Annotated in this window: 20 protein-coding genes; 8 read left to right on the top strand and 12 right to left on the bottom strand. The window is 44.7% G+C overall.

Annotated elements, in window-relative coordinates:
- Positions 1–96: 96 nt before the first annotated feature.
- Positions 97–1,278 (top strand): pyridoxal phosphate-dependent aminotransferase, encoded by a 1,182-nt coding sequence (locus LNN34_RS11335; RefSeq protein ID WP_229043407.1) that lies wholly within the window; start codon positions 97–99, stop codon positions 1,276–1,278.
- 633 nt (positions 1,279–1,911) lie between these two features.
- On the top strand, positions 1,912–3,297 hold the full coding sequence (locus LNN34_RS11330) for a hemolysin family protein (protein ID WP_059336420.1): 1,386 nt from the start codon (positions 1,912–1,914) through the stop codon (positions 3,295–3,297).
- 13 nt (positions 3,298–3,310) lie between these two features.
- Here LNN34_RS11330 and crcB read toward each other — a convergent pair whose 3' ends face one another.
- From crcB to LNN34_RS11315, 3 genes are read right to left on the bottom strand one after another with little or no spacing between them, the layout of a single operon-like run.
- Positions 3,311–3,667: a fluoride efflux transporter CrcB gene (crcB, locus tag LNN34_RS11325; protein ID WP_044156777.1), complete on the bottom strand. Its 357-nt coding sequence runs from the start codon at positions 3,665–3,667 to the stop codon at positions 3,311–3,313.
- Positions 3,667–4,059: a fluoride efflux transporter FluC gene (locus tag LNN34_RS11320; RefSeq protein WP_229043405.1), complete on the bottom strand. Its 393-nt coding sequence runs from the start codon at positions 4,057–4,059 to the stop codon at positions 3,667–3,669. Before LNN34_RS11320 ends, crcB begins: the two co-directional genes overlap by 1 nt.
- Positions 4,052–4,777: a glycerophosphodiester phosphodiesterase gene (locus LNN34_RS11315; RefSeq protein ID WP_059336418.1), complete on the bottom strand. Its 726-nt coding sequence runs from the start codon at positions 4,775–4,777 to the stop codon at positions 4,052–4,054. The genes LNN34_RS11320 and LNN34_RS11315 overlap by 8 nt, the downstream gene beginning before the upstream one ends.
- A 234-nt stretch (positions 4,778–5,011) precedes the next feature.
- Here LNN34_RS11315 and LNN34_RS11310 point away from each other — a divergent pair, with 234 nt between their 5' ends.
- The 3 genes from LNN34_RS11310 (at position 5,012) to LNN34_RS11300 (ending at position 7,209) form a co-directional block, all read left to right on the top strand.
- On the top strand, positions 5,012–5,119 hold the full coding sequence (locus LNN34_RS11310) for a YhdX family protein (RefSeq protein ID WP_024120747.1): 108 nt from the start codon (positions 5,012–5,014) through the stop codon (positions 5,117–5,119).
- Between the two features lie 149 nt (positions 5,120–5,268).
- Positions 5,269–6,384, top strand: coding sequence for a mechanosensitive ion channel family protein (locus tag LNN34_RS11305; protein WP_044156590.1), 1,116 nt, complete (start codon positions 5,269–5,271; stop codon positions 6,382–6,384).
- Between the two features lie 81 nt (positions 6,385–6,465).
- Entirely contained in the window at positions 6,466–7,209 is a 744-nt protein-coding gene (locus LNN34_RS11300; RefSeq protein WP_229043403.1) for an NAD-dependent protein deacylase, read from the top strand.
- Positions 7,210–7,234: 25 nt separating this feature from the next.
- Here LNN34_RS11300 and LNN34_RS11295 read toward each other — a convergent pair whose 3' ends face one another.
- Positions 7,235–8,083, bottom strand: coding sequence for a polysaccharide deacetylase family protein (locus tag LNN34_RS11295; RefSeq protein WP_106294596.1), 849 nt, complete (start codon positions 8,081–8,083; stop codon positions 7,235–7,237).
- A gap of 282 nt (positions 8,084–8,365) precedes the next feature.
- Here LNN34_RS11295 and dat point away from each other — a divergent pair, with 282 nt between their 5' ends.
- Entirely contained in the window at positions 8,366–9,217 is an 852-nt protein-coding gene (gene dat, locus LNN34_RS11290) for a D-amino-acid transaminase (RefSeq protein WP_229043401.1), read from the top strand.
- A gap of 37 nt (positions 9,218–9,254) precedes the next feature.
- Here dat and nhaC read toward each other — a convergent pair whose 3' ends face one another.
- Entirely contained in the window at positions 9,255–10,616 is a 1,362-nt protein-coding gene (gene nhaC / locus LNN34_RS11285) for a Na+/H+ antiporter NhaC (RefSeq protein ID WP_229043399.1), read from the bottom strand.
- A 125-nt stretch (positions 10,617–10,741) separates the two neighbouring features.
- On the bottom strand, positions 10,742–11,242 hold the full coding sequence (locus LNN34_RS11280) for a universal stress protein (protein ID WP_059293132.1): 501 nt from the start codon (positions 11,240–11,242) through the stop codon (positions 10,742–10,744).
- A gap of 447 nt (positions 11,243–11,689) precedes the next feature.
- On the opposite strand from LNN34_RS11280, the gene LNN34_RS11275 reads away from it, so the two are divergent.
- Positions 11,690–13,447, top strand: a complete 1,758-nt coding sequence (locus tag LNN34_RS11275) for an ABC transporter ATP-binding protein (RefSeq protein ID WP_099042758.1) — start codon at positions 11,690–11,692, stop codon at positions 13,445–13,447.
- Positions 13,444–15,465: an ABC transporter ATP-binding protein gene (locus LNN34_RS11270; RefSeq protein ID WP_069486317.1), complete on the top strand. Its 2,022-nt coding sequence runs from the start codon at positions 13,444–13,446 to the stop codon at positions 15,463–15,465. The genes LNN34_RS11275 and LNN34_RS11270 overlap by 4 nt, the downstream gene beginning before the upstream one ends.
- Before the next feature lie 45 nt (positions 15,466–15,510).
- Here LNN34_RS11270 and LNN34_RS11265 read toward each other — a convergent pair whose 3' ends face one another.
- The 6 genes from LNN34_RS11265 to LNN34_RS11240 form a co-directional block, all read right to left on the bottom strand.
- Positions 15,511–16,131, bottom strand: a complete 621-nt coding sequence (locus LNN34_RS11265; RefSeq protein WP_229043397.1) for an NAD(P)-dependent oxidoreductase — start codon at positions 16,129–16,131, stop codon at positions 15,511–15,513.
- A 38-nt stretch (positions 16,132–16,169) separates the two neighbouring features.
- Positions 16,170–16,295 carry a hypothetical protein gene (locus LNN34_RS11260; RefSeq protein WP_081638264.1) on the bottom strand — a complete coding sequence of 42 codons (126 nt, stop codon included), beginning with the start codon at positions 16,293–16,295 and terminating at the stop codon, positions 16,170–16,172.
- 106 nt (positions 16,296–16,401) lie between these two features.
- Entirely contained in the window at positions 16,402–16,605 is a 204-nt protein-coding gene (sspB, locus tag LNN34_RS11255; protein WP_010333571.1) for a beta type acid-soluble spore protein SspB, read from the bottom strand.
- 212 nt (positions 16,606–16,817) lie between these two features.
- Complete coding sequence (locus LNN34_RS11250; protein WP_044156578.1) at positions 16,818–17,027, bottom strand: YheE family protein; 210 nt, start codon at positions 17,025–17,027, stop codon at positions 16,818–16,820.
- A gap of 158 nt (positions 17,028–17,185) precedes the next feature.
- Positions 17,186–18,547 carry a YheC/YheD family protein gene (locus LNN34_RS11245; RefSeq protein ID WP_229043396.1) on the bottom strand — a complete coding sequence of 454 codons (1,362 nt, stop codon included), beginning with the start codon at positions 18,545–18,547 and terminating at the stop codon, positions 17,186–17,188.
- The gene (locus tag LNN34_RS11240) at positions 18,537–19,628 is read right to left on the bottom strand and encodes a YheC/YheD family protein (RefSeq protein WP_059336406.1); all 1,092 of its coding nucleotides are present in this window, start codon (positions 19,626–19,628) and stop codon (positions 18,537–18,539) included. Before LNN34_RS11240 ends, LNN34_RS11245 begins: the two co-directional genes overlap by 11 nt.
- Between the last annotated feature and the right edge of the window lie 257 nt (positions 19,629–19,885).

Genomic DNA, 19,885 nt, shown 5'->3' with positions numbered 1-19,885 from the left:
TTTTGAGATGCCGGATATGGAAATTGTGGCATCCGAATTCTGTTTGAAGTAACATAGATAGATAGAATTTTCAATTTATATGTGCAGAAGGGACAGATGAGATTGGCTGGTTTATCGCGGCAAATTGAAGAGAACCTAAATAAAGGATCGTGGATTCGAAAGCTGTTCGATGAAGGAGCGAGACTGAAGAAAGAGTTCGGGAATGACCAGGTGTTTGATTTTTCAATCGGCAACCCGGTCGTTGAACCGCCTGAAGCCTTTACGAGAGCATTAATAGAAGAAGCTGAAAAAGGAAACCACGGATACATACAAAATCAGGGCCTTCCTGAAGCTAGAGAAAAAGTCGCGCAATTTCTGGCAGGCCGCTTTGCTGCCGAGTTTTCAGCTGAGCGCGTTGTCATGACAGTAGGTGCGGGCGGCGCATTGAATGTGGCATTAAAAAGTATATTAAATCCGGGAGAAGAGGTCATCATTCTCGCTCCTTATTTTGCAGAATATAAATTGTATATTGAGAACTATGGCGGGAAGGCTGTCAGCTGCCCGCTGACAGCCCGGTTCGAGATTGACATTGAAGCGGTCAGGCAGGCGATCACCCCGCAGACGAAAGGTCTCATCCTGAATACACCGCATAACCCGACGGGAACCGTACTCAGCCAGAAAAATATAGATGATCTAGGCGCTCTGTTAAAAAAGATCGAAGAGACAAACGGCCAAACCATCTATGTGCTGTTTGATGAACCGTACAGTCAGCTGATTTATGATGAAGAACTGGCAAATCCGTTTCAATCGTATCACCGTGTCATTTTGGCGAGCTCATTCAGTAAAGACCTCGGCATAGCAGGGGAGAGGCTCGGTTATATCGGCTTAGACAGCAGCATGCCGGATGCCGGCCTTTTGATAAACGCTTTTGTGTACTGCAATCGAACGCTTGGATTTGTAAATGCACCTGTCATGATGCAGCGGGCTGTGGCGAGAATGGATGATTTAAGAATAGACGCAAGCGCTTATAAAGAGCGCAGGGATCTCATGGTTGATATTTTAAAGGAAGCCGGTTTTGAATTTGAAATGCCAAAAGGCGGTTTCTTCGTTTTTCCGAAGTCGCCAATTGAAGATGAAGTCGCATTTTGTGTGCATGCAGCGCAAAAGTATAAATTGTTAATTGTACCGAGCAGCGGTTTTGGGATGAAAGGGCACTTCCGTTTATCCTTCAGTGTGCCGCTGGAGCAGATCAAAAAATCACGCGACATCTTTATTGCCTTATATAAAGATTTTTCATAGGCCATCTCAGACAAAAAGATAACAGCTATTTGAGGCTGTTATCTTTTTTATTTGTCGTATGCCCCAAGCTTTGCCCCGTTTTTCAATTCCTGATTTTATCTCTCCTTTAGATAAACCGCCAAATTCAATCATAACAGCAGAGCTATCAAAATGAAGAAAAACCCATTTATAATGTAAACTGGATAAGTCAATTACTGGCCCTTGCCTGCGTTGCGTGACAGACGCATCTTTTAAGCATTCAAATGATCTAACGGTCACCAATTGTTCCGTCTTAAACGGGGTTCAGCTTGAAAAACAGATAAATGTCTGATATTTCAGTAAACAGCGTCTTGCCAATAGTTTTAGCATCTTTACAGGTGCAGAGCCAGAGGTTGAAAGGCTATATCGGATATTGAGTACCTGCTGGCCAGATAAATCAATAGTCTGTCCTATGATAAAAGTCTAAAAATTAAAAATCATTTTTGGAATGAGTTGTGTTACAATAAAATATACAATTTATAATCAAACTTTGACTTGGAGGTGGTATGATGGGGCCCTCTGCTTAGGCAACAATACACCGCGTACCTCAATGTTAAGGAAAAATGATTATATCAGGAGGTGACTCCTTATCCTTTAATGAGGGGATAAGGTTAAATGGACGATATTGACAGTCTGATTTTAATTGGTGTGCTCATTGCTTTAACTGCATTTTTCGTCGCAAGTGAGTTTGCGATTGTTAGAGTAAGGAGATCCAAAATTGATCAGCTTATAACAGAAGGAAACAAACGGGCGATACTCGCAAAGCGTGTCATTACAGATTTGGATGAATATTTATCTGCATCCCAGCTGGGCATTACAGTGACATCAATTGGACTCGGCGTGCTGGGGGAGCCGGCATTTGAACGGCTGCTGCACCCATTGTTTGAACAGCTCGGCCTGCCGGAATCGGTTTCTCATGCAGTCTCTTTTGCGGTCGCGTACGGCTTGATTACATTTCTGCATGTTGTTGTAGGTGAACTGGCCCCGAAAACGGTCGCGATTCAAAAGGCTGAACAGCTAACCTTGCTGATAGCGGGTCCGTTGCGACTATTCTATTTGCTTCTGTTTCCGTTTATTTGGATCCTGAATGGATCGGCGCGGCTTTTATGCGGCATGTTTGGTTTAAAGCCGGCGTCAGAACATGAGGGTTCTCATTCTGAAGAAGAACTCAGAATGCTGTTGTCTGAGAGTTTAAAAAACGGAGAGATTAATCCGTCTGAATATAAATATGTGAATAAGATTTTTGAATTTGATAACCGCATTGCCAAAGAAATTATGATACCGCGGAAGGAAATGGCCGCTGTATCAACAGATATGACAATGGCCGAGATGCTGGAGGTTATGCTGAAAGAAAAATACACCCGCTGGCCTGTCACAGATGGGGACAAAGACAGTGTAATCGGCTTGGTCAATACGAAGCATTTGTTTTCTGATTTGCTGTTTATGACAGAAGAGGAAAGAATGAAAATGACGATCCATCCGTATGTGCGGCCAGTGATCGAAGTCATTGAAACAATTCCGGTTCATGATCTGCTGATTAAAATGCAGCGTGAACGCATTCATATGGCGATTTTGTCGGATGAATACGGCGGAACCTCGGGACTTGTCACGACAGAGGACATTCTTGAAGAAATTGTGGGCGAGATCAGAGATGAATTTGATGAAGACGAACAGCCGTTGATCCAAAAGCTTGGCGACCGCCATTATGTTATGGATGGAAAGGTTCGCATGGATCAGGTGAACAGCCTTCTTGGCACATCGATTCAAGAAGACGTGGACACCATCGGCGGCCTGATATTGAAAGAAAACATTGATATTGAGGCTGGCGAATCCATTCGCATCGGATCATATACAATAAAGGTGCTGAAGATGGATGGCCGTCTGATTAAGCAAATAGATATAAAAGAAGAAATCAGCAAAACAACCGGGGTTACGGCCCACCATACGCTGCCGATGCCCGAGCCGGTCATGCTGAACAGTGCAACCTTGAGCGAGAAATAAGCTCAAGGTTTTTTTATGTCAGCAGCGTCCAGCCGCACCAAAACGCCAAGAGGGACCCGCAAAGCGTGAAGCCGATGTATAGGATGCCTTCCTTTACACGCTTGGCCAGCAAGAGCTGAACACTTTCAACGCTGAAAGTGGAAAAAGTGGTAAAGGCGCCAAAAAAGCCGGTGCCGATGATGAGTGCTGCAGATGAATTTGTCACGTGAAGCCCTGTAAAAAGACCAAGACCGAGGGCACCCAGTATATTAACGGTCAAAATGCCGACTGGAAAACGAAGGCTTTCGGTTTTAGATGTTATGACATTGCCGAGCCAAAAACGCAGCACAGCACCGAGTCCTCCCGCTGCGAAAATACCAGCTAGTGTCATCATTGCTTCCGCCCCCTTCCTATTTGAAATCGGGTTATTTGCCGTCCTGCCAAAACGCCAAAGAGGGCAAGCGCGATTCCGGATATGAATGAGGACGCCATATACAAAACAGCTAATGACGAATGGGATTGCAACAGCATGACCGTCTCTTTAGAAAATGTTGACATGGTTGTAAAGCCTCCGCAAAAACCGGTGCCTAAAAAAGCCGATAGCAAAGGCCGTTTCGCCCTAATCATAAAAAAGCCGGTCAGAACGCCTAGTAGAAGGCTGCCTGCCGCGTTCTCCAGCCAAGTTGCAGCCGGAAGTATGTCATTGTTTATGCCGATGTTTAATCCGTATCGGAGACAAGCGCCAAGGGCGCCTCCGATAAAAACTACACTATATCTATTCATGTTTTCCATCCTTTAATACGTAGTCCGGGTAGTCTGTGACAATACCGTCCACGCCCATGGCCTGCAATTTGGCTGCTGTTTTCTGATGCCTTACTGTCCATGCAAACACTTTTAATCCGTTTTTATGGGCGGAAGCGATCATGAGACGATTGAGACGTGTGTATTTGATGTTGACATAATTTGCGAAAGACTTGCAGGCTTTCAGCTGATTTCTGGACAGCATGCCAAAATTCGGCCTTGTAATAACGGCTGTCGGAATCGATGGATAAAGCTCGCGGAACCTTTGGATGGAGCGGAATCCAAAGGATTGAACAATATTGTTAATAGAAAAAGAAAATTGTCCTAACAGCTGTCCCACTTCTTCTTCAATTCCAATTTGCGAAGGATGGCCCTTTAGTTCAATTAAAAGCCCGATTTTTTTATGGTAGCGCTTGAGCACGTCCTCCAGAGTTGGGATTTTTTCTCCTTGAAAAGCGGGGCCGTACCAGCTTCCTGCATCGAGTGCCTGCAGCTCCTTCAGCGAAAAATCCTTAACAAAGCCTGAACCGTTTGTTGTCCGGTCCACTCTGTCATCGTGTATAACGACAATCTGCCTGTCTTTTGTTAGCTGGACATCCAGCTCAATCATATCTGCATTCATTTCTGCCGCGAGATCAAATGCAGCAATTGTATTTTCGGGAGCGTAGCCGGATGCTCCGCGGTGGGCAATGGTGTACAAGCTTGTCAGCTCCTCATATGGGCATTTCTGTTATTGTATCAAATCCATATATGCACCGCGATACCAACTTGTGAATTTTTTTCTGTCATGTTTGAATAGTCCAAGCTGAAAACAACGTATAACTGAAACAAGAACACTCACCGTATCCGAGCATATTTCGGCAGAAAAATAGTGCTTTCGACATGTTCACAAAATATTCTGTTACTTTATAATAGCAAAAAAGGAGGCGAGATCATGGGAAAAGGGAGAATCAGAGTGGAGGAAAGAATTAAAGCCGAAACAGATGTTGAAATGCAAAAAGCAACTCTCCTTGATCAGACACAAACGAAAAAAAGTAAGTGACTGTCCCTATTGAATCTGGCTGAATGGTTAAAATGAGAAATTGCCCCGGCGCTCTGCCGGGGTTTTGTGTTTTATAAAGACATTTAGAGAAGCATTCTGCCGAATGTTTTAGTATAATAACATTCGATTGGGATAGAGGGGAGACTGCCATGCTAGATCATCTGCAGCAATATTTCACGCTAGATAAAATTATACAAACCGGCATCAGTTTGGCAATTTTGCTGTTGTTTCTTATACTAAGAAAACTGTTTACAAGATATTTCTTTAATTTGCTTTTTAATATAACAAACAAACCGAAAACCGAAATTTTTAAACAGGTGGTTGTGGCATTCGATAAGCCTGCCAGATGGTTTTTTGTTGCCTTAGGGCTGTTTTTAGCGATTCGCTATTCACCGTTTTTAGATGCACAGATGCCGCTGATCAGTAAAATATACCGCTCGCTGATTGTGGCGCTGTTGTGCTGGGGGCTTTGTAATTTGACCGCTACATCATCTTTTATTTTTCATAAAGTGAATCAGCGCTTCGAACTGGATATGGATGATATTCTGGCGCCGTTTTTGTCTAAGCTGCTCCGTTTTGTCATTATAGCGCTCAGTGTGAGCGTAATCGCACAAGAATTCAATTATGACGTCAATGGGTTTGTGGCGGGCCTTGGGCTTGGCGGATTGGCTTTTGCGCTAGCAGCGAAAGACACGATCAGCAACTTCTTTGGCGGAATCATCATTATCACTGAAAAGCCGTTTACGATCGGTGATTGGGTGGAAACGGCGACAGTAACCGGATCAGTGGAGGATATTACCTTCAGAAGCACAAGATTCAGAACAGCGCAGGGTGCGCTTGTAACGGTGCCGAATTCCACGCTGTCGATGGAAGCCATCACGAACTGGACGAGAATGACCAAGCGTCAGATTACATTTTCCATTCATGTATCCTACGCAACGCCGATTGAGAATTTGGAACGCTGCATTCGTTCACTCAGAAAGATGCTGCTTGAACATGAAGGCGTCGATAATGATACAATCATGGTCAATTTCGATACGTTTGCTGACAGCTATTACAATTTATTTTTCAACTTCTATACAAAAACAACGGTTTGGGCAGAGAACCTTCATGTCAGAGAGGATATCAACTACAAAATTATTGAAATCCTCGGCGCTGAAGGGGTTGAATTTGCTTATCCCGGACAAATGGTGTATGTCAACCAGAAGCACCAGCACGATCCGTTTCAAGTAAATCTCAATAAAGGGGAAAAGGAACGGGCTTAAAAAAGAAAGACTTCGTCTGTAAAGAGGCGAAGTCTTTTTCATGGTAAAATAAGAGAAAAATGACTGTAAGGCGGTGTTGAATTGGAAGCATTCAGAAACATGCTGAATGAAGCGCAGCGAATTGTCGTGCTGACCGGAGCGGGAATGAGCACAGAATCAGGCATTCCCGATTTTCGCTCAGCCGGCGGCATCTGGACTGAGGATGCCTCAAGGATGGAGGCGATGAGCCTTGATTATTTTTTAAGCTATCCGCGTCTGTTTTGGCCTAAGTTCAAAGAATTGTTTCAAATGAAAATGAGCGGGAGCTATGAACCGAATGAAGGGCATTTGCTTTTGGCAGAACTGGAGAAACAAGGGAAGCAGGTGGATATATTCACACAAAACATTGACGGCCTTCATAGAAAAGCCGGAAGCAGACATGTATACGAGCTGCATGGCTCTATCCAAACAGCGAGCTGTCTCTCATGCGGCGCCCGATATGATCTCCCTCATTTGCTGAAGCATGATGTGCCGGAGTGTACAGCGGTCGGAAATGACGGTGAGGTGTGCGGAACGGTATTAAAAACCGATGTCGTTCTGTTTGGCGATGCCGTTTTGCATTTTGACACGCTTTATGAAAAGCTGGATAAAGCCGGCCTATTATTGGTGATCGGCACGTCTCTTGAGGTTGCTCCCGCCAGATTTGTGCCTGAGGATGCAAGCCGGATTCCAGGCATTAAAAAAGCCATTATTAACCTGGAGCCGACGTACTGCGACAGTTTGTTTGATTTCGTCATCCATCAAAAAATCGGAGAGTTTGCCCGGAGCTGGGGCATAAAAAAGTGAGGCCGCAGATAAGCGCCTCACTTTTTTATTCATGAACCGGAACCATTGTATCCTTTAACACACCGAAGGAATAGCCCTTTTCTTTCAGTTTATGGATTAGCACCGGCAGTGCGTTTACTGTAGCAGGAAGATCGTGCATGAGAATCACATACGGCCGATTTGAGTGGCTGTGTTCCATATTGTCAAGCTGCTGCAGTACTTCTGCTACGTATTTTGAGTTGCGGTATTTCCAGTCCATGCTGTCAATCGTCCAATCCCAGTACACAAAACCGTCTTTTTCTAGATTGCGAATTTGTGAATCTGTAAGAGACGGCTTGCTGCCGTAGGGCGTTCTGACGAGATCAGTGCGATAGCCTGTAATGCTTTCCAGCGTGTCACGCGCCTGCACCATTTCTTTTAGCGGTGATGTCGGCGTTTGGTAAAACAATTTGTTATTATGCGTGACCCCGTGTAAACCGAGTGCATGCCCTTCATTTCCGGCCCTTTTAACCGCGTGTTTGAATTCGTTCATTCGCGGTGACAGCATAAAAAATGTCGCCTTTACATCAGCGCTTTTCAGTACGTCCAGCAAGCGGTTTGTAGAGGCTGACGGGCCATCATCGAAGGTTAAATAAACCGTTTTGTCCCCCATATTCTGCTCGGTCTGCAAATGCTTTATCAGCAGGCCTGGGGAGTCGTCTTTCAGCTTCAGGCTTTCCTTCTCATCACGAAGCTGGCTGTTTGTTGTGACAGTGATCTCCTTTGCTTTCGAGGAACTGTTGGAATAACCTAAAATTACCATAAGCAAAAGCAGCACACATAAAACTGCTAAACTTGCAAATTTAAAAGCAAGCGAAACTGCAGAAGGAGAAGCGTCTCCTCTCGTTTGTCGCATATCAATCTCTCCAGTGGCATAAAATCTCTACATACCGCTGTATTGGCAGCTCTGAAGGTGCCATTGTTTACAACCTATGTATTACGAATCAAGTATACAGGAATAAAACTGGAAAGAACATAGAAAAAATGTCGAAATGTCAGATTTTAAGGAAAAAATAATCTCCTTCCCAGCTATTGAGTTCTTGATCTTTCTGTTTTTCAGCTGGTTTGATATGGTAGAATGAGTGACAATGACAGCTTGATTAGACATCAGGATAAATACGAAAAAGGGAGGGCTTATATGAAGATTTTAGTCAATGGCCAACTGGTGGAGCGGAACGAGGCATCCGTTGATGTGGAAGATCGCGGTTATCAGTTTGGAGACGGAATCTATGAGGTTATCAGGGTGTATAAAGGGGTATTATTCGGCTTGCGCGAGCATGCGGAGCGTTTATTCAGAAGCGCGGGTGAGATCGGAATTTCACTGCCGTTCAGTTTAGAAGATTTAGAGTGGGACCTGCAAAAGCTTGTGCAGGAAAATGCGGTCAGCGACGGAGCGGTTTACATTCAAACCACAAGAGGGGTTGCTCCGCGAAAACACCAATATGAAGCGGGCCTTGAGCCGCAGACGACGGCCTATACATTTTCTGTTAAAAAGCCGGAACAGGAGCAGACATACGGCGTTTCAGCCATCACGGATGAGGATCTTCGCTGGCTGAGATGCGATATTAAAAGTCTGAATTTACTGTATAATGTGATGGCAAAGCAGAAAGCCTATGAAGCGGGAGCATTTGAAGGCATTTTAATAAGAGACGGAATTGTTACAGAAGGTACATCTTCTAATGTTTATGCTGTTTTAAACGGTACGGTGCGGACGCATCCGGCTAACCGAATGATTCTCAATGGGATTACACGAATGAAGATTTTGGATCTCATCGTAAAGAACGGCATAGAGCTTGATGAAAAGCCCGTTACTGAAGAAGAGCTGAGACAGGCGGAGGAAATCTTTATTTCTTCAACGACGGCAGAGATTGTTCCGGTTGTGACGCTTGATGGAAAATCAGTCGGAAGCGGAGTGCCCGGACCGGTGACAAAACAGCTGCAGGCGGCTTTTCAAGAAAGCATTCAGCAGGCAGCCCGCATATCATTTTAATGTTAAAAAAGAGCCCGCTTTGCAAGCGGCGCTCTTTTTATTTTTTTACAAATCCAACTAAAATCGAGATGATCGGCGATATATAGAGGAAGAACGTAAATGGGATATAGTCAATGACGGGAACACCAAGCGCGGTTGCCATAAAAGCCCCGCTGACTCCCCAAGGGATCAATGGATTAATCAATGTTCCGCCGTCCTCTAATGATCTTGATAAAAACTTCCGCTGAATGTTTTGTTTGTCATATAAGGATTTATATGACTGTCCCGGTATTAATATAGATAAATACTGTTCGCCTGTTGCAAGATTGACACCGATACTGGAGCAGACAGTTGCTGCAATGAGACTGCCTTTTGAACGGACTCCTTTCATCACACCCTCCAATAGTGCGGAGATCAGGCCGATTTTCTCCATTAAACCGCCGAGTGCAAAAGCGATCATAATAAGAGAAACTGAGCCCATCATGGATTGCAGTCCGCCTCTGTTGATGATTTTAGCGGCTGCCTCATTGTCAGTTTCGAACATGGTGCCATTTTGCAGGGCTGACATAAAAGCCTGAATGCTGCTGTCGGGAACGAAAATGGCAGTCAAAATTCCCGAGGAAATAATCCCGGCAGTCAGAACGGGAATAACGGACACGCGCTTAATCGCCAGCAAAACAACTAAGAGCGGAGAAAGAAGCGCCCACGGTGTGACGTTTGCTGCATCTTTTATTCCGGCAATAACATGTGCAATATCATCTGTTGAAGCAGTGTCTGCTGAGACTGATAAACCAAGAAAGTAAAAAAGGACAACGGTGATCAGCAAGGCGGGAATAGTTGTGCCCATCATGTGGCGAATGTGTTCAAAGATAGATATTTCGCCTATACCCGCAGCGAAATTTGTTGTATCCGACATCGGTGACATTTTATCACCAAAGCAGGCTCCGCAAATGACTGCCCCCGCCGTCCATTCGAGCGGAACGCCCGCCGCGCTCGCCACGCCGATCAGTGCCACGCCAATTGTGCTTACAGTTGTCAGGCTTGAGCCGACTAGCGTGCTGATGATCATGCAGGAAAACAAAGCAGTCAACAGAAGATGGCTCGGTTCAATAAAGGACAAAGCATAAACTGTAACGGACGGTATGGCGCCGCTGTACATCCAAGCGCCGATTAAGATACCGATCAGTGCCAGAACAATGATCGGCTGCACACCGTTTTTAATCCCGTTAACAATTCCTTTTTCAAGGCTGTTCCAGGAAAAACCGTACCATAAACCGGCTGCTGAAAGCAGGACAACACATAGGAACAGCGGGATATGCGGTTCTGTATGAAGAAAAAATAAGCAGGAGATAATGATTCCTAACATGAATATAAATAAACCGACGGCTAACGGAAACGTCAGCTTCTTTTGAGAATCCAAAACAACACCCCATCATTTTCTTTAATGCTTTTGTGCTTTTGGGCACGAAAGCATTATATCAGAAAAAAACGAAAATCCGTGTTTTTTCACAATTATGAATATAAAAAAGTGAGCACGTGGCGTGCTCACTTTACGATCAGAACCGGTATATCTGATTTCGCCGAAAGCTTTTCACTTACACTTCCAAACAAAAGTTTCTTCAGTCTGTTTTGGTCTCTGCTTCCGGTTACAATCAGATCGGCTGAAACCCGGTTGGCATGCTCGATAATTGATTCAGCCGGGTCACCTTCCAATATATCGATATCTCCCTCTGTCTGCTGATCATTCAGCATCATTCTGGCTTCGGCGATGACTTCTTCCGTACGGTCTTCATAAATCATTGGCTCCGGTGGTGCAACATCTGATATCAGCGGGTCAGGAACACTTGTCATGCCTCCGCCAATATAGCTTGCCCCTGCTGCGGGCCTCGGCGGGTCGATGATGGTCTGGTTGTCTTTCATATCATGTGAATGGGCGACTGTAATGGCTGCATTTACCGTTTTCGCAAGATCAATGGCAGTCTGAAGCGCTTTCTTACTGTTTTCACTTCCGTCAAACGCAACAATAATACGGTCAGCATGAAACATCATTCTCACCCTTTCAAAAAACGTCGTACAATACAATACCCGACATCATATCTATTTAATCTTTTCTCTGTTCAAGTAATGATTGACAAAAAAAGGTTTTGTTTATATTATGAAAAAAGAGTGAAAAATCAGAATGAATGGAGGGTTTGCTATGCCAAGGAATGATATGTCTTACAGAACAGTTTCATATTGGCGCGGCAAACCCTTATTCTGTTTTTTTGATTTGGGTTAATCCGCGCGCCGAAAAGCGCTCTGTACATCATAATCGATAACAAAAGGCATGGAGCTGACGCTTCGTGCCTTTTTTATATACAAAATCTTAAGAAAGACAGGTGTATCGGATGTGAAGACAAATACAGAGGCAAGGATTGGTTATGACAACCTGAACGAAAAGAGCTGCAAGGAAAAAATAGAAGGCGGCTGACGAGATAAAGGAGATGGGGATGGATGTTTTCAGTATTGAAAAAGCTGGGCTGGTTTTTTAAAGCCTACTGGCTGCGCTATACCATTGCGATTGTGCTTTTATTATGTGTAAATGTACTTGAGATGTTTCCGCCTAAACTGTTGGGGAACGCCATTGATGATATGAAATCGGGGGAGTTTACCTCAGGCGGGCTGCTGTTTTATGTCAGCGTATTTTTAGGTTTGACAGCGGTGGTGTATATCATGTCTTATTTTTGGATGCACCAGCTGTTCGGCGGGGCGAATGTGATGGAAAAAATTCTCCGCTCAAAGCTGATGGGCCATTTGCTGAAAATGGCGCCGCCGTTTTATGAAAAATACAGAACAGGAGATTTAATGGCGCGGGGGACAAATGATCTCCAGGCTGTCAGTTTAACGACAGGTTTTGGCATTTTGACATTAGTCGATTCCACAATGTTTATGATGACGATCTTTTTGACGATGGGGTTTTTGATCAGCTGGAAGCTGACGCTTGCAGCCATAATACCGCTTCCCATTATGGCTGTTGCGATCAGCATATACGGAAGTAAAATTCATGAAAGGTTTACAGAGGCACAAAATTCTTTCGGAGCGCTGAATGACAGGGTGCTCGAATCGGTCTCGGGTGTGAGAGTGATTCGAGCTTATGTGCAGGAAACGAATGATGAACGCCGTTTTAATGAAATGACGGCCGATGTGTACCGGAAGAATATGAAGGTAGCCTTTATCGATTCTCTGTTTGAGCCGACTGTTAAGCTGCTTGTCGGCGCCAGCTATCTGATTGGGCTGGGGTATGGAGCGTTTCTTGTTTTCCGTAATGAGCTGACGCTTGGCGAGCTTGTTTCCTTTAATGTCTATTTGGGCATGATGATTTGGCCGATGTTTGCGATCGGCGAATTAATTAATGTGATGCAGCGCGGCAACGCGTCCTTAGATCGGGTAAATGAAACCCTTTCTTATGAACCGGACGTGAGAGATCCAAAGCGGCCGTCTGATTTAAAAGAGCCTGGAGATATCGTTTTCAGCCATGTCAGCTTTACATATCCAAGCTCAACAAATGTGAATATTCAAGATATTTCTTTTGCCGTGCGAAAAGGGCAGACTGTCGGGATTGCCGGTAAAACAGGGAGCGGTAAAACGACGATCATTAAGCAGCTTTTGCGCCAGTATCCAGCCGGTGAAGGGAGCATCACATGTTCAGGTGTGCCGATTGAGCAGATTCCTCTTGACCGGCTCCGCGGATGGATTGGATATGTGCCGCAGGATCATTTGCTGTTTTCGCGGTCTGTAAAAGAAAACATCTTGTACGGAAAGCTTGACGCAAGTGATGCTGAGGTAAAGAAGGCTGTTTCAGAAGCTCATTTTGATAAAGACTTGCAAATGCTTCCGGCCGGTCTGGAGACAATGGTGGGTGAAAAAGGCGTCGCACTCTCTGGAGGGCAAAAACAAAGAATTTCAATCGCGAGGGCACTGATGGCGAATCCGGAGATTTTAATCCTGGATGATTCTCTTTCCGCTGTAGATGCGAAAACGGAGGCGGCTATTATCAGCAATATCAGGAAAAACCGCCAAGAGAAAACGACATTTATTCTGACGCATCGTTTATCAGCTGTGGAGCATGCCGATCTCATCCTTGTGATGGACGGCGGCCTGATTTCTGAGAGAGGCACACATCAAGAGCTGATGGCCAATAACGGATGGTATCGGGAACAATACGAAAGGCAGCAGCTGTTCACTGCAGAAGAAGGGGGAGCAGGGGCATGAACACGGGAAAAACATTATGGAGATACGCACTCCTATATAAAAAATTGCTGATCACTGCCGTCCTGTTGCTTGCGATTGCAGTCGGGGCAGAGCTGACCGGACCGTTTATCGGCAAAAAAATGATTGACGACCACATCCTCGGCATTGAAAAAACATGGTATGAGGTCTCGAAAAAAGATAAAAATGCAGTTGAATTTGACGGCACCTCCTATGTCAGGGAGGACCGGATGCAGGGAGCGGCTGCTAAAGAGAAAGAAGCGCATATTTATCAAGTGGGAATGGCGTTTTATTTCATTGATCAGGCTGTCAGCTTTGACGGGAACAGAACGGTTTCTGACGGAAAGCTGACGATCACTAATGGGAACGAAAGCCGGACGTATCCTGCCGAAAAGCTGACAAAGCAGGAGATTTTTCAGTTCTATAAGCCGGAAATGAAGGGGATGACGTTTCTTATTTTTCTGTATGCCGGTTTGCTTGTCTTCTCGGTATTTTTCCAATATGGGCAGCATTATTTATTGCAGATGAGTGCCAACCGCATTATTCAAAAGATGAGACAGGATGTGTTTTCACGCATTCAGAGACTGCCGATCCGCTATTTTGATAATCTTCCCGCGGGCAAAGTAGTCGCAAGAATTACAAATGATACCGAGGCAATCAGAGATTTATATGTGACAGTGCTGTCGACGTTTGTGACAAGCGGCATATATATGATCGGGATATTTACGGCGTTGTTCCTGCTGGATGTAAAGCTCGCGTTTTTATGCTTGGCGATTGTGCCGATCATCTGGCTGTGGTCGATTATCTACCGGAAATACGCTTCCTATTACAATCATCAAATCCGTTCGATCAATAGTGACATTAATGCAAAAATGAATGAGTCCATTCAAGGCATGCCGATCATCCAAGCTTTTCGCCATCAAAAAGAAACAATGAGAGAGTTTGAGGAATTAAATGAATCTCATTATTATTATCAGAACAGGATGCTGAATTTAAACTCCTTAATGTCACACAACCTTGTGAATGTGATCCGCAACCTTGCGTTTGTCTGTCTGATCTGGCATTTTGGCGGCGCAAGCCTAAACGCGGCAGGAATTGTTTCCATCGGTGTGCTGTACGCGTTTGTGGATTACTTAAACCGCTTATTCCAGCCAATTACAGGTATCGTCAATCAGTTTTCTAAACTGGAACTGGCGCGGGTGTCCGCCGGGCGTGTTTTTGAACTGCTTGAAGAAAAGGAAACGGAAGAAACGGGTGAACCGGCGAAGGAGCGCGCGCTGGGGCGGGTTGAATTTAGAGACGTATCATTTGCTTATCAAGAAGGAGAAAATGTTTTGAAACACATTTCCTTTACAGCACAAAAAGGCGAAACTGTAGCGCTTGTCGGCCATACCGGATCAGGCAAGAGCTCGATTTTGAATATCCTCTTCCGCTTTTATGATGCGCAAAAAGGGGATGTGCTCATCGATGGGAGAAGCATTTACAGCATGTCAAGGCAGGAACTTAGATCTCATATGGGGATTGTGCTGCAGGACCCGTACTTATTTTCAGGAACAATCGGTTCTAATGTCAGTCTGGAGGATGAAAGAATTTCAGAAGAAGACATCATAGAAGCACTGCGGCAAGTCGGGGCTGAGTCGCTTCTTGAAAAGCTTCCGAAAGGCATCAGCGAACCTGTCATAGAAAAAGGCAGCACACTATCATCAGGAGAGCGGCAGCTCATTTCCTTTGCGAGAGCTCTGGCGTACGATCCCGCCATTTTGATTTTGGATGAAGCAACGGCGCATATTGATACGGAGACAGAGGCTTTGATCCAGAAGGCACTGGATGTAGTGAAACAAGGGCGCACGACATTTGTCATTGCCCATCGGCTTTCAACCATCAGAAACGCGGATCAAATTTTAGTGCTTGAAAAAGGAGAAATTGTTGAGAAAGGGAATCATGAGGAACTAATGGCGTTAAAAGGGCAATATTATCAAATGTATGAGCTGCAAAAAGGACAGAAGCACTCTATTGCATAGCTTTCAAAAACCCAAGACATTCAATGTTTTGGGTTTTTGTACGCATTAATAAGCCAGTCCTACCCGGCAGCCGATATAGTCTCCTGTAAGAAGCTCGTGATACAGAAAAGCCGCAGTGTCGCCGACAGTGATCTTTTTGCCTTCCGCCGGCAAGACGTTGCGCTCTGCACGGTAATCACCTGCTGCTTCTCCGTCGGGGAGATATGTGGGGCAGATCATGGTCCAGTCTAAGGGCGAATCTCTAAGCATGTCATATACCTTTGCATGCTCCTTGGCAGCGCGGGTCAGCTTTCGTTTTGATTCATTTGTTTCAAATCGGTATTTTCCTGGTTCACATCGTGAATTAAGAATGCCCGCGGTGCCGATCGTGATAAGCCGTTTGATATGCTGTTCCTGCATAATGGCAAGAATATGTGTCATGGCAGCTGACAACGTATCGTCGCCATCTGTACCGAGACAGCTGATGACGATCTCAGCATCCTTCATGACTTCTTTCACATCTTCCCGGCAGCGGGCATTCCCGATAACGATTCGTTCTTTCGGCAGGCCAAGTTTATCATTCGATGACCTGATCAGAGCGTAAATATCAAGTTGTTCATTGGTGCCTGCCAATCTTAAAAAGGCTTGTCCGACACGGCCGGTTGCGCCAAATAAGGCAATTTTCATGAAAAAACCTCCTCGCCCCTCATTATAAAAGGAGGTACTCAGTTTGAACAGCGCGGGAAAGAATACCTGTACAAAAAGACAGAACGATGGGAAACATATTCATTAATCATGGATATACTTACGAACTGCACCAGCTCCCAATTCACAATAGCGATGAATGGCATCTTGATTCCCTCCCTTTTCTCCTAGGATATGTGGTGTAGGAAAAAAGGGTGACAAATATAAAGAAGGCGCGGAAACCGCGCCTTCTGTCAGCCATTTATTGAATTGTTATTGTACGCGGCCGCCCATGTTCTGCTGAGCGAAAGATACTAAACGTTTTGTGATTTCTCCTCCGACAGAACCGTTAGCGCGGGAAGTCGTATCCGCTCCAAGGTTAACGCCGAATTCAGAAGCGATTTCAAGTTTCATTTGGTCGATAGCCTGAGCTGCGCCAGGTACTAGTAATTGATTTGAAGAGTTTTGGTTTGCCATGTGTAAAATCTCCTTTTTTATTTGATATGGTTGGGTTAACTGGAGTTGCACCAGTCTGTGGACCCGCCTCGGGTGTCACTGCCGTCTCGGCGTAACCCAATGCTTTGCCGGCTTGTTACTACGTATTATGTTAGATTTGACTGAAACTCATGCGGGGATTTTAGTGGTAAATCTTGAGAAGGCATAAAAAAAGCTTAGCCGCTCAGGCTAAGCTAATCGTAAATATGAAAAAGCATCAATTCATGTATCTCGTTTTTGAGTGCCGGCTCATCAGCACTGGCGGGAAACAAATCTCCCCATTCAATCTCGCCGCTTTTATGATAGATGCCCTCGTAATGCATGCCTTTATAGTAAAACGAAATTGTCCATCCGGGCAGTTTTTGTTTTTGAAACAAAGGTTTCCAGCTGAAATGAGAAATCATCAGGGGCCACGCTCCTTGAAATTGATATCAATTGACATGGATACGGACGAATTACATTCATTGTATCATTGTTGCAAAACATCATTGAAGGGGCTTTATGATGAACTTGTCCTTGTGTTGAATAAACTTCAAGCCCGCTTTTACATAAAGCGGGCAAATTAGGATGGCCACAGCGATTCATGGGAGGTAATGGCCATCTTCGAAAGATATGAAGCATATTCAAAGCTTCTTCGTTTTGTCAAAGAATCGACAGATTGCAGACTCGGATGAGAAAAAATACTGCGGCCCGGACGTGAATTCGCTTCAAACATCCATACCTTACCATTTTGGTCAATGCCAAAATCAAACCCGATCTCGCCGATGAACCCTTCGATATGGTCATGGAGCACTTGGCTGGCGGTCAATGCCGCCGCAGAAAGCTTTTTAATGACATGTATTCGTTCCGCCGGATCATCGTATACTTCGGCCAGCGTTTTCACTTTTCCGCCATTGGATAGGTGTGTTGTAATGCTGTTTTCTCCTGAAATTTTTACTGCGATGGCGGTCACAGTCCATTTGCCTTTACTGTTTTTATTCGTATGAACGCGGAAATCGGCTGGTTTTCCCTGAAATTCAATCAAATTTACCCCTTGCTGAACGAGAAAGACAGCGGGATCATGCTGTTTTTGAAATTCATCCAGAAATGCGGAAGCATCGGGATAGTCGATTGAAGAAAAAGATTTGGCATCATTTGTATGTTTCACAGTCAAACCGGATTCCGTTTTGGCGAGCTGATAAATCCCGGTGCCGAGTGCTCCGTCCGCCGGTTTTATATAAACCTTGCCAAATGAATCACTCAGCTCTTCAATCCGCTCAACAGTAGGATGAAGGATTGATTTCGGTAAGTAAGGAGCCGTTCTCGGGTCTTTTTCCAGCAATTGATGAACATCCCATTTGTTGAAAAATGTTTTATTGAACCATGGGATTTGATATTCATTGATCAGCCGGTTTTTTGTATTCTGCAAGACAATTGAGTTCTCGATTTTTCTGTTCGGCAAACGGTCATACACGACGTTTGGCAGCGGGACAATGTGTTTCTCCCAGCCATTTTCCCTGTATAGAAGCGCTTCAATCGTCCCTTCCTGCCAATTGATTTGGTGCGCGCCGAACACGAAGCAATAGCTTCCTGTTTGTTCATGCAAAGTGAGCAGTTTAGAAAAAAAGAGAGAACGGTCCTTAAAAGGGCGCTCAAGTGATGCGGTAAACCCCGCGGTGAAGATGCCGATTAACGGACCAATGTGCACCGAATGATCATGAATGAGAATATCAGCCCGGCTGCGATGCGGTATCAGCAGTTCGTGAAACAGATTTTCAGAGAGGACCACTGTCTGTTCGAGATTTCGTCTGAAAGTAACATGGCATCTGACAACCTTCGTTCCGAATGAGGCAGACAAAAGGCCGTCTTGCTTCATTGCGGAGGGCAGAAACAGAGTGTTTTCACTGTTTTTGTCTATGCCGATTAAAAACCGTTTACGATTCACGCGGAAGGACTCCTTTCTGATTTTGCAGCGAAAATAGATATTTGCATCGCTTAAGAGGACAAGTATATAGATGTTCTTTTTTCTCAGGAGAAACATGAAGTATTGATTTTCTGCCTGGTTTAGAATTGATATCCAGGATCCAGATCCTCCCGTCCTTCGCAAGGCATATATCCAGACCGAGTTCAAATAATGGACCGTATCGCTCATCAAGATAATACGGAACCGATTGGGTAATCGAGAATACGTCATCCAGTAAGACTACCTGCTGTTTTTTCGGGATATTTTCAAACCATGTATCAAATGTAAGCGTATCCGATCCGCCTGATAAATTGGCCAGCAGCCCGTTTTTGTATCCGCGTCTCACTGCCTTTCCGACGGTATGCCATTCACCGTCCTCATTTTTTTGCATAAACAGCCGGATATCACAAGGGTATTGCTCCTTATCTTGGATATTTAAATAAGGCTGCATCAAATATTGGTGCTGAAGCACTTTTTTGCACCAAGTTTTAAATGAAGCTTGGTTGGAAAAGGATTTTGTCTGTTTATCCTTTCCGATATGGTAGGTGGCGGTTATGTTTTTCTTGCCAAGCTCCAGAAGTATCACACCTCTGCCGCCAGCACCGAACGCTGGCTTTAAAATACAGGCTTTTTCTTTCGATAAATACGAATGGATTTGTTCAAATCGGCTCACTTTCATGGTTTCCGGAATGTAAGGATTGATCACAGAATGCTCCTGCAAATCTTGAAACACAGTCCATTTATCAGGAAGACCCCGCCCGATAAATTCGGTTTTCGGATATTTTTTGAGCCATTCAACGATCGGCTTTGCTTTTTGTGATTGTGAATCCTTCCCATAAAAACAGCGGTCATAAATATAATCGGGAATCGCAAGTTCTGTTTCGTTCCAATTGCTGCTCGCTGGATGATATACCAGCGCTTTGACACGCAGGGTGTCGGGCAAAATGTCAAACGGTGTAAAGCGGATCAAACGTATGCCGAATTCGGGCGCTCTTGTGGCCAATTCTGCGGAATAATCCTGCTCGTGCTGGCGGGTTAAGGACATAAAACCGAGTGTTATCATGGTGAGACTCCCCCTTTTATTAAAAAGCTGCCGGCGGGTGTCAGCAGCTTTACGCTTCAAAAAACATCAGGAACACAGCTGTCGGTAGTCTACTTTACAGATTACGATTCAGCATCTTGCCCTATTCCTGTTAAACAAGCTGATTTTATGGCCATATGTTTTGTCTCCTTGTTTGCTAAGTGATCACGCCAACCTCTATAATACAAATAGGTCATTCTATTTATGAAAAAGTAAAAGCACAGATGGAGGCAGATGAG

The organism is Bacillus sp. AF23 (genome assembly GCF_020861455.1).
Taxonomy (GTDB): Bacteria; Bacillota; Bacilli; order Bacillales; family Bacillaceae; genus Bacillus; species Bacillus halotolerans.
The sequence above is the reverse complement of the archived record's forward strand: the minus strand, read 5'-3'. Positions and strand labels throughout refer to the sequence as shown.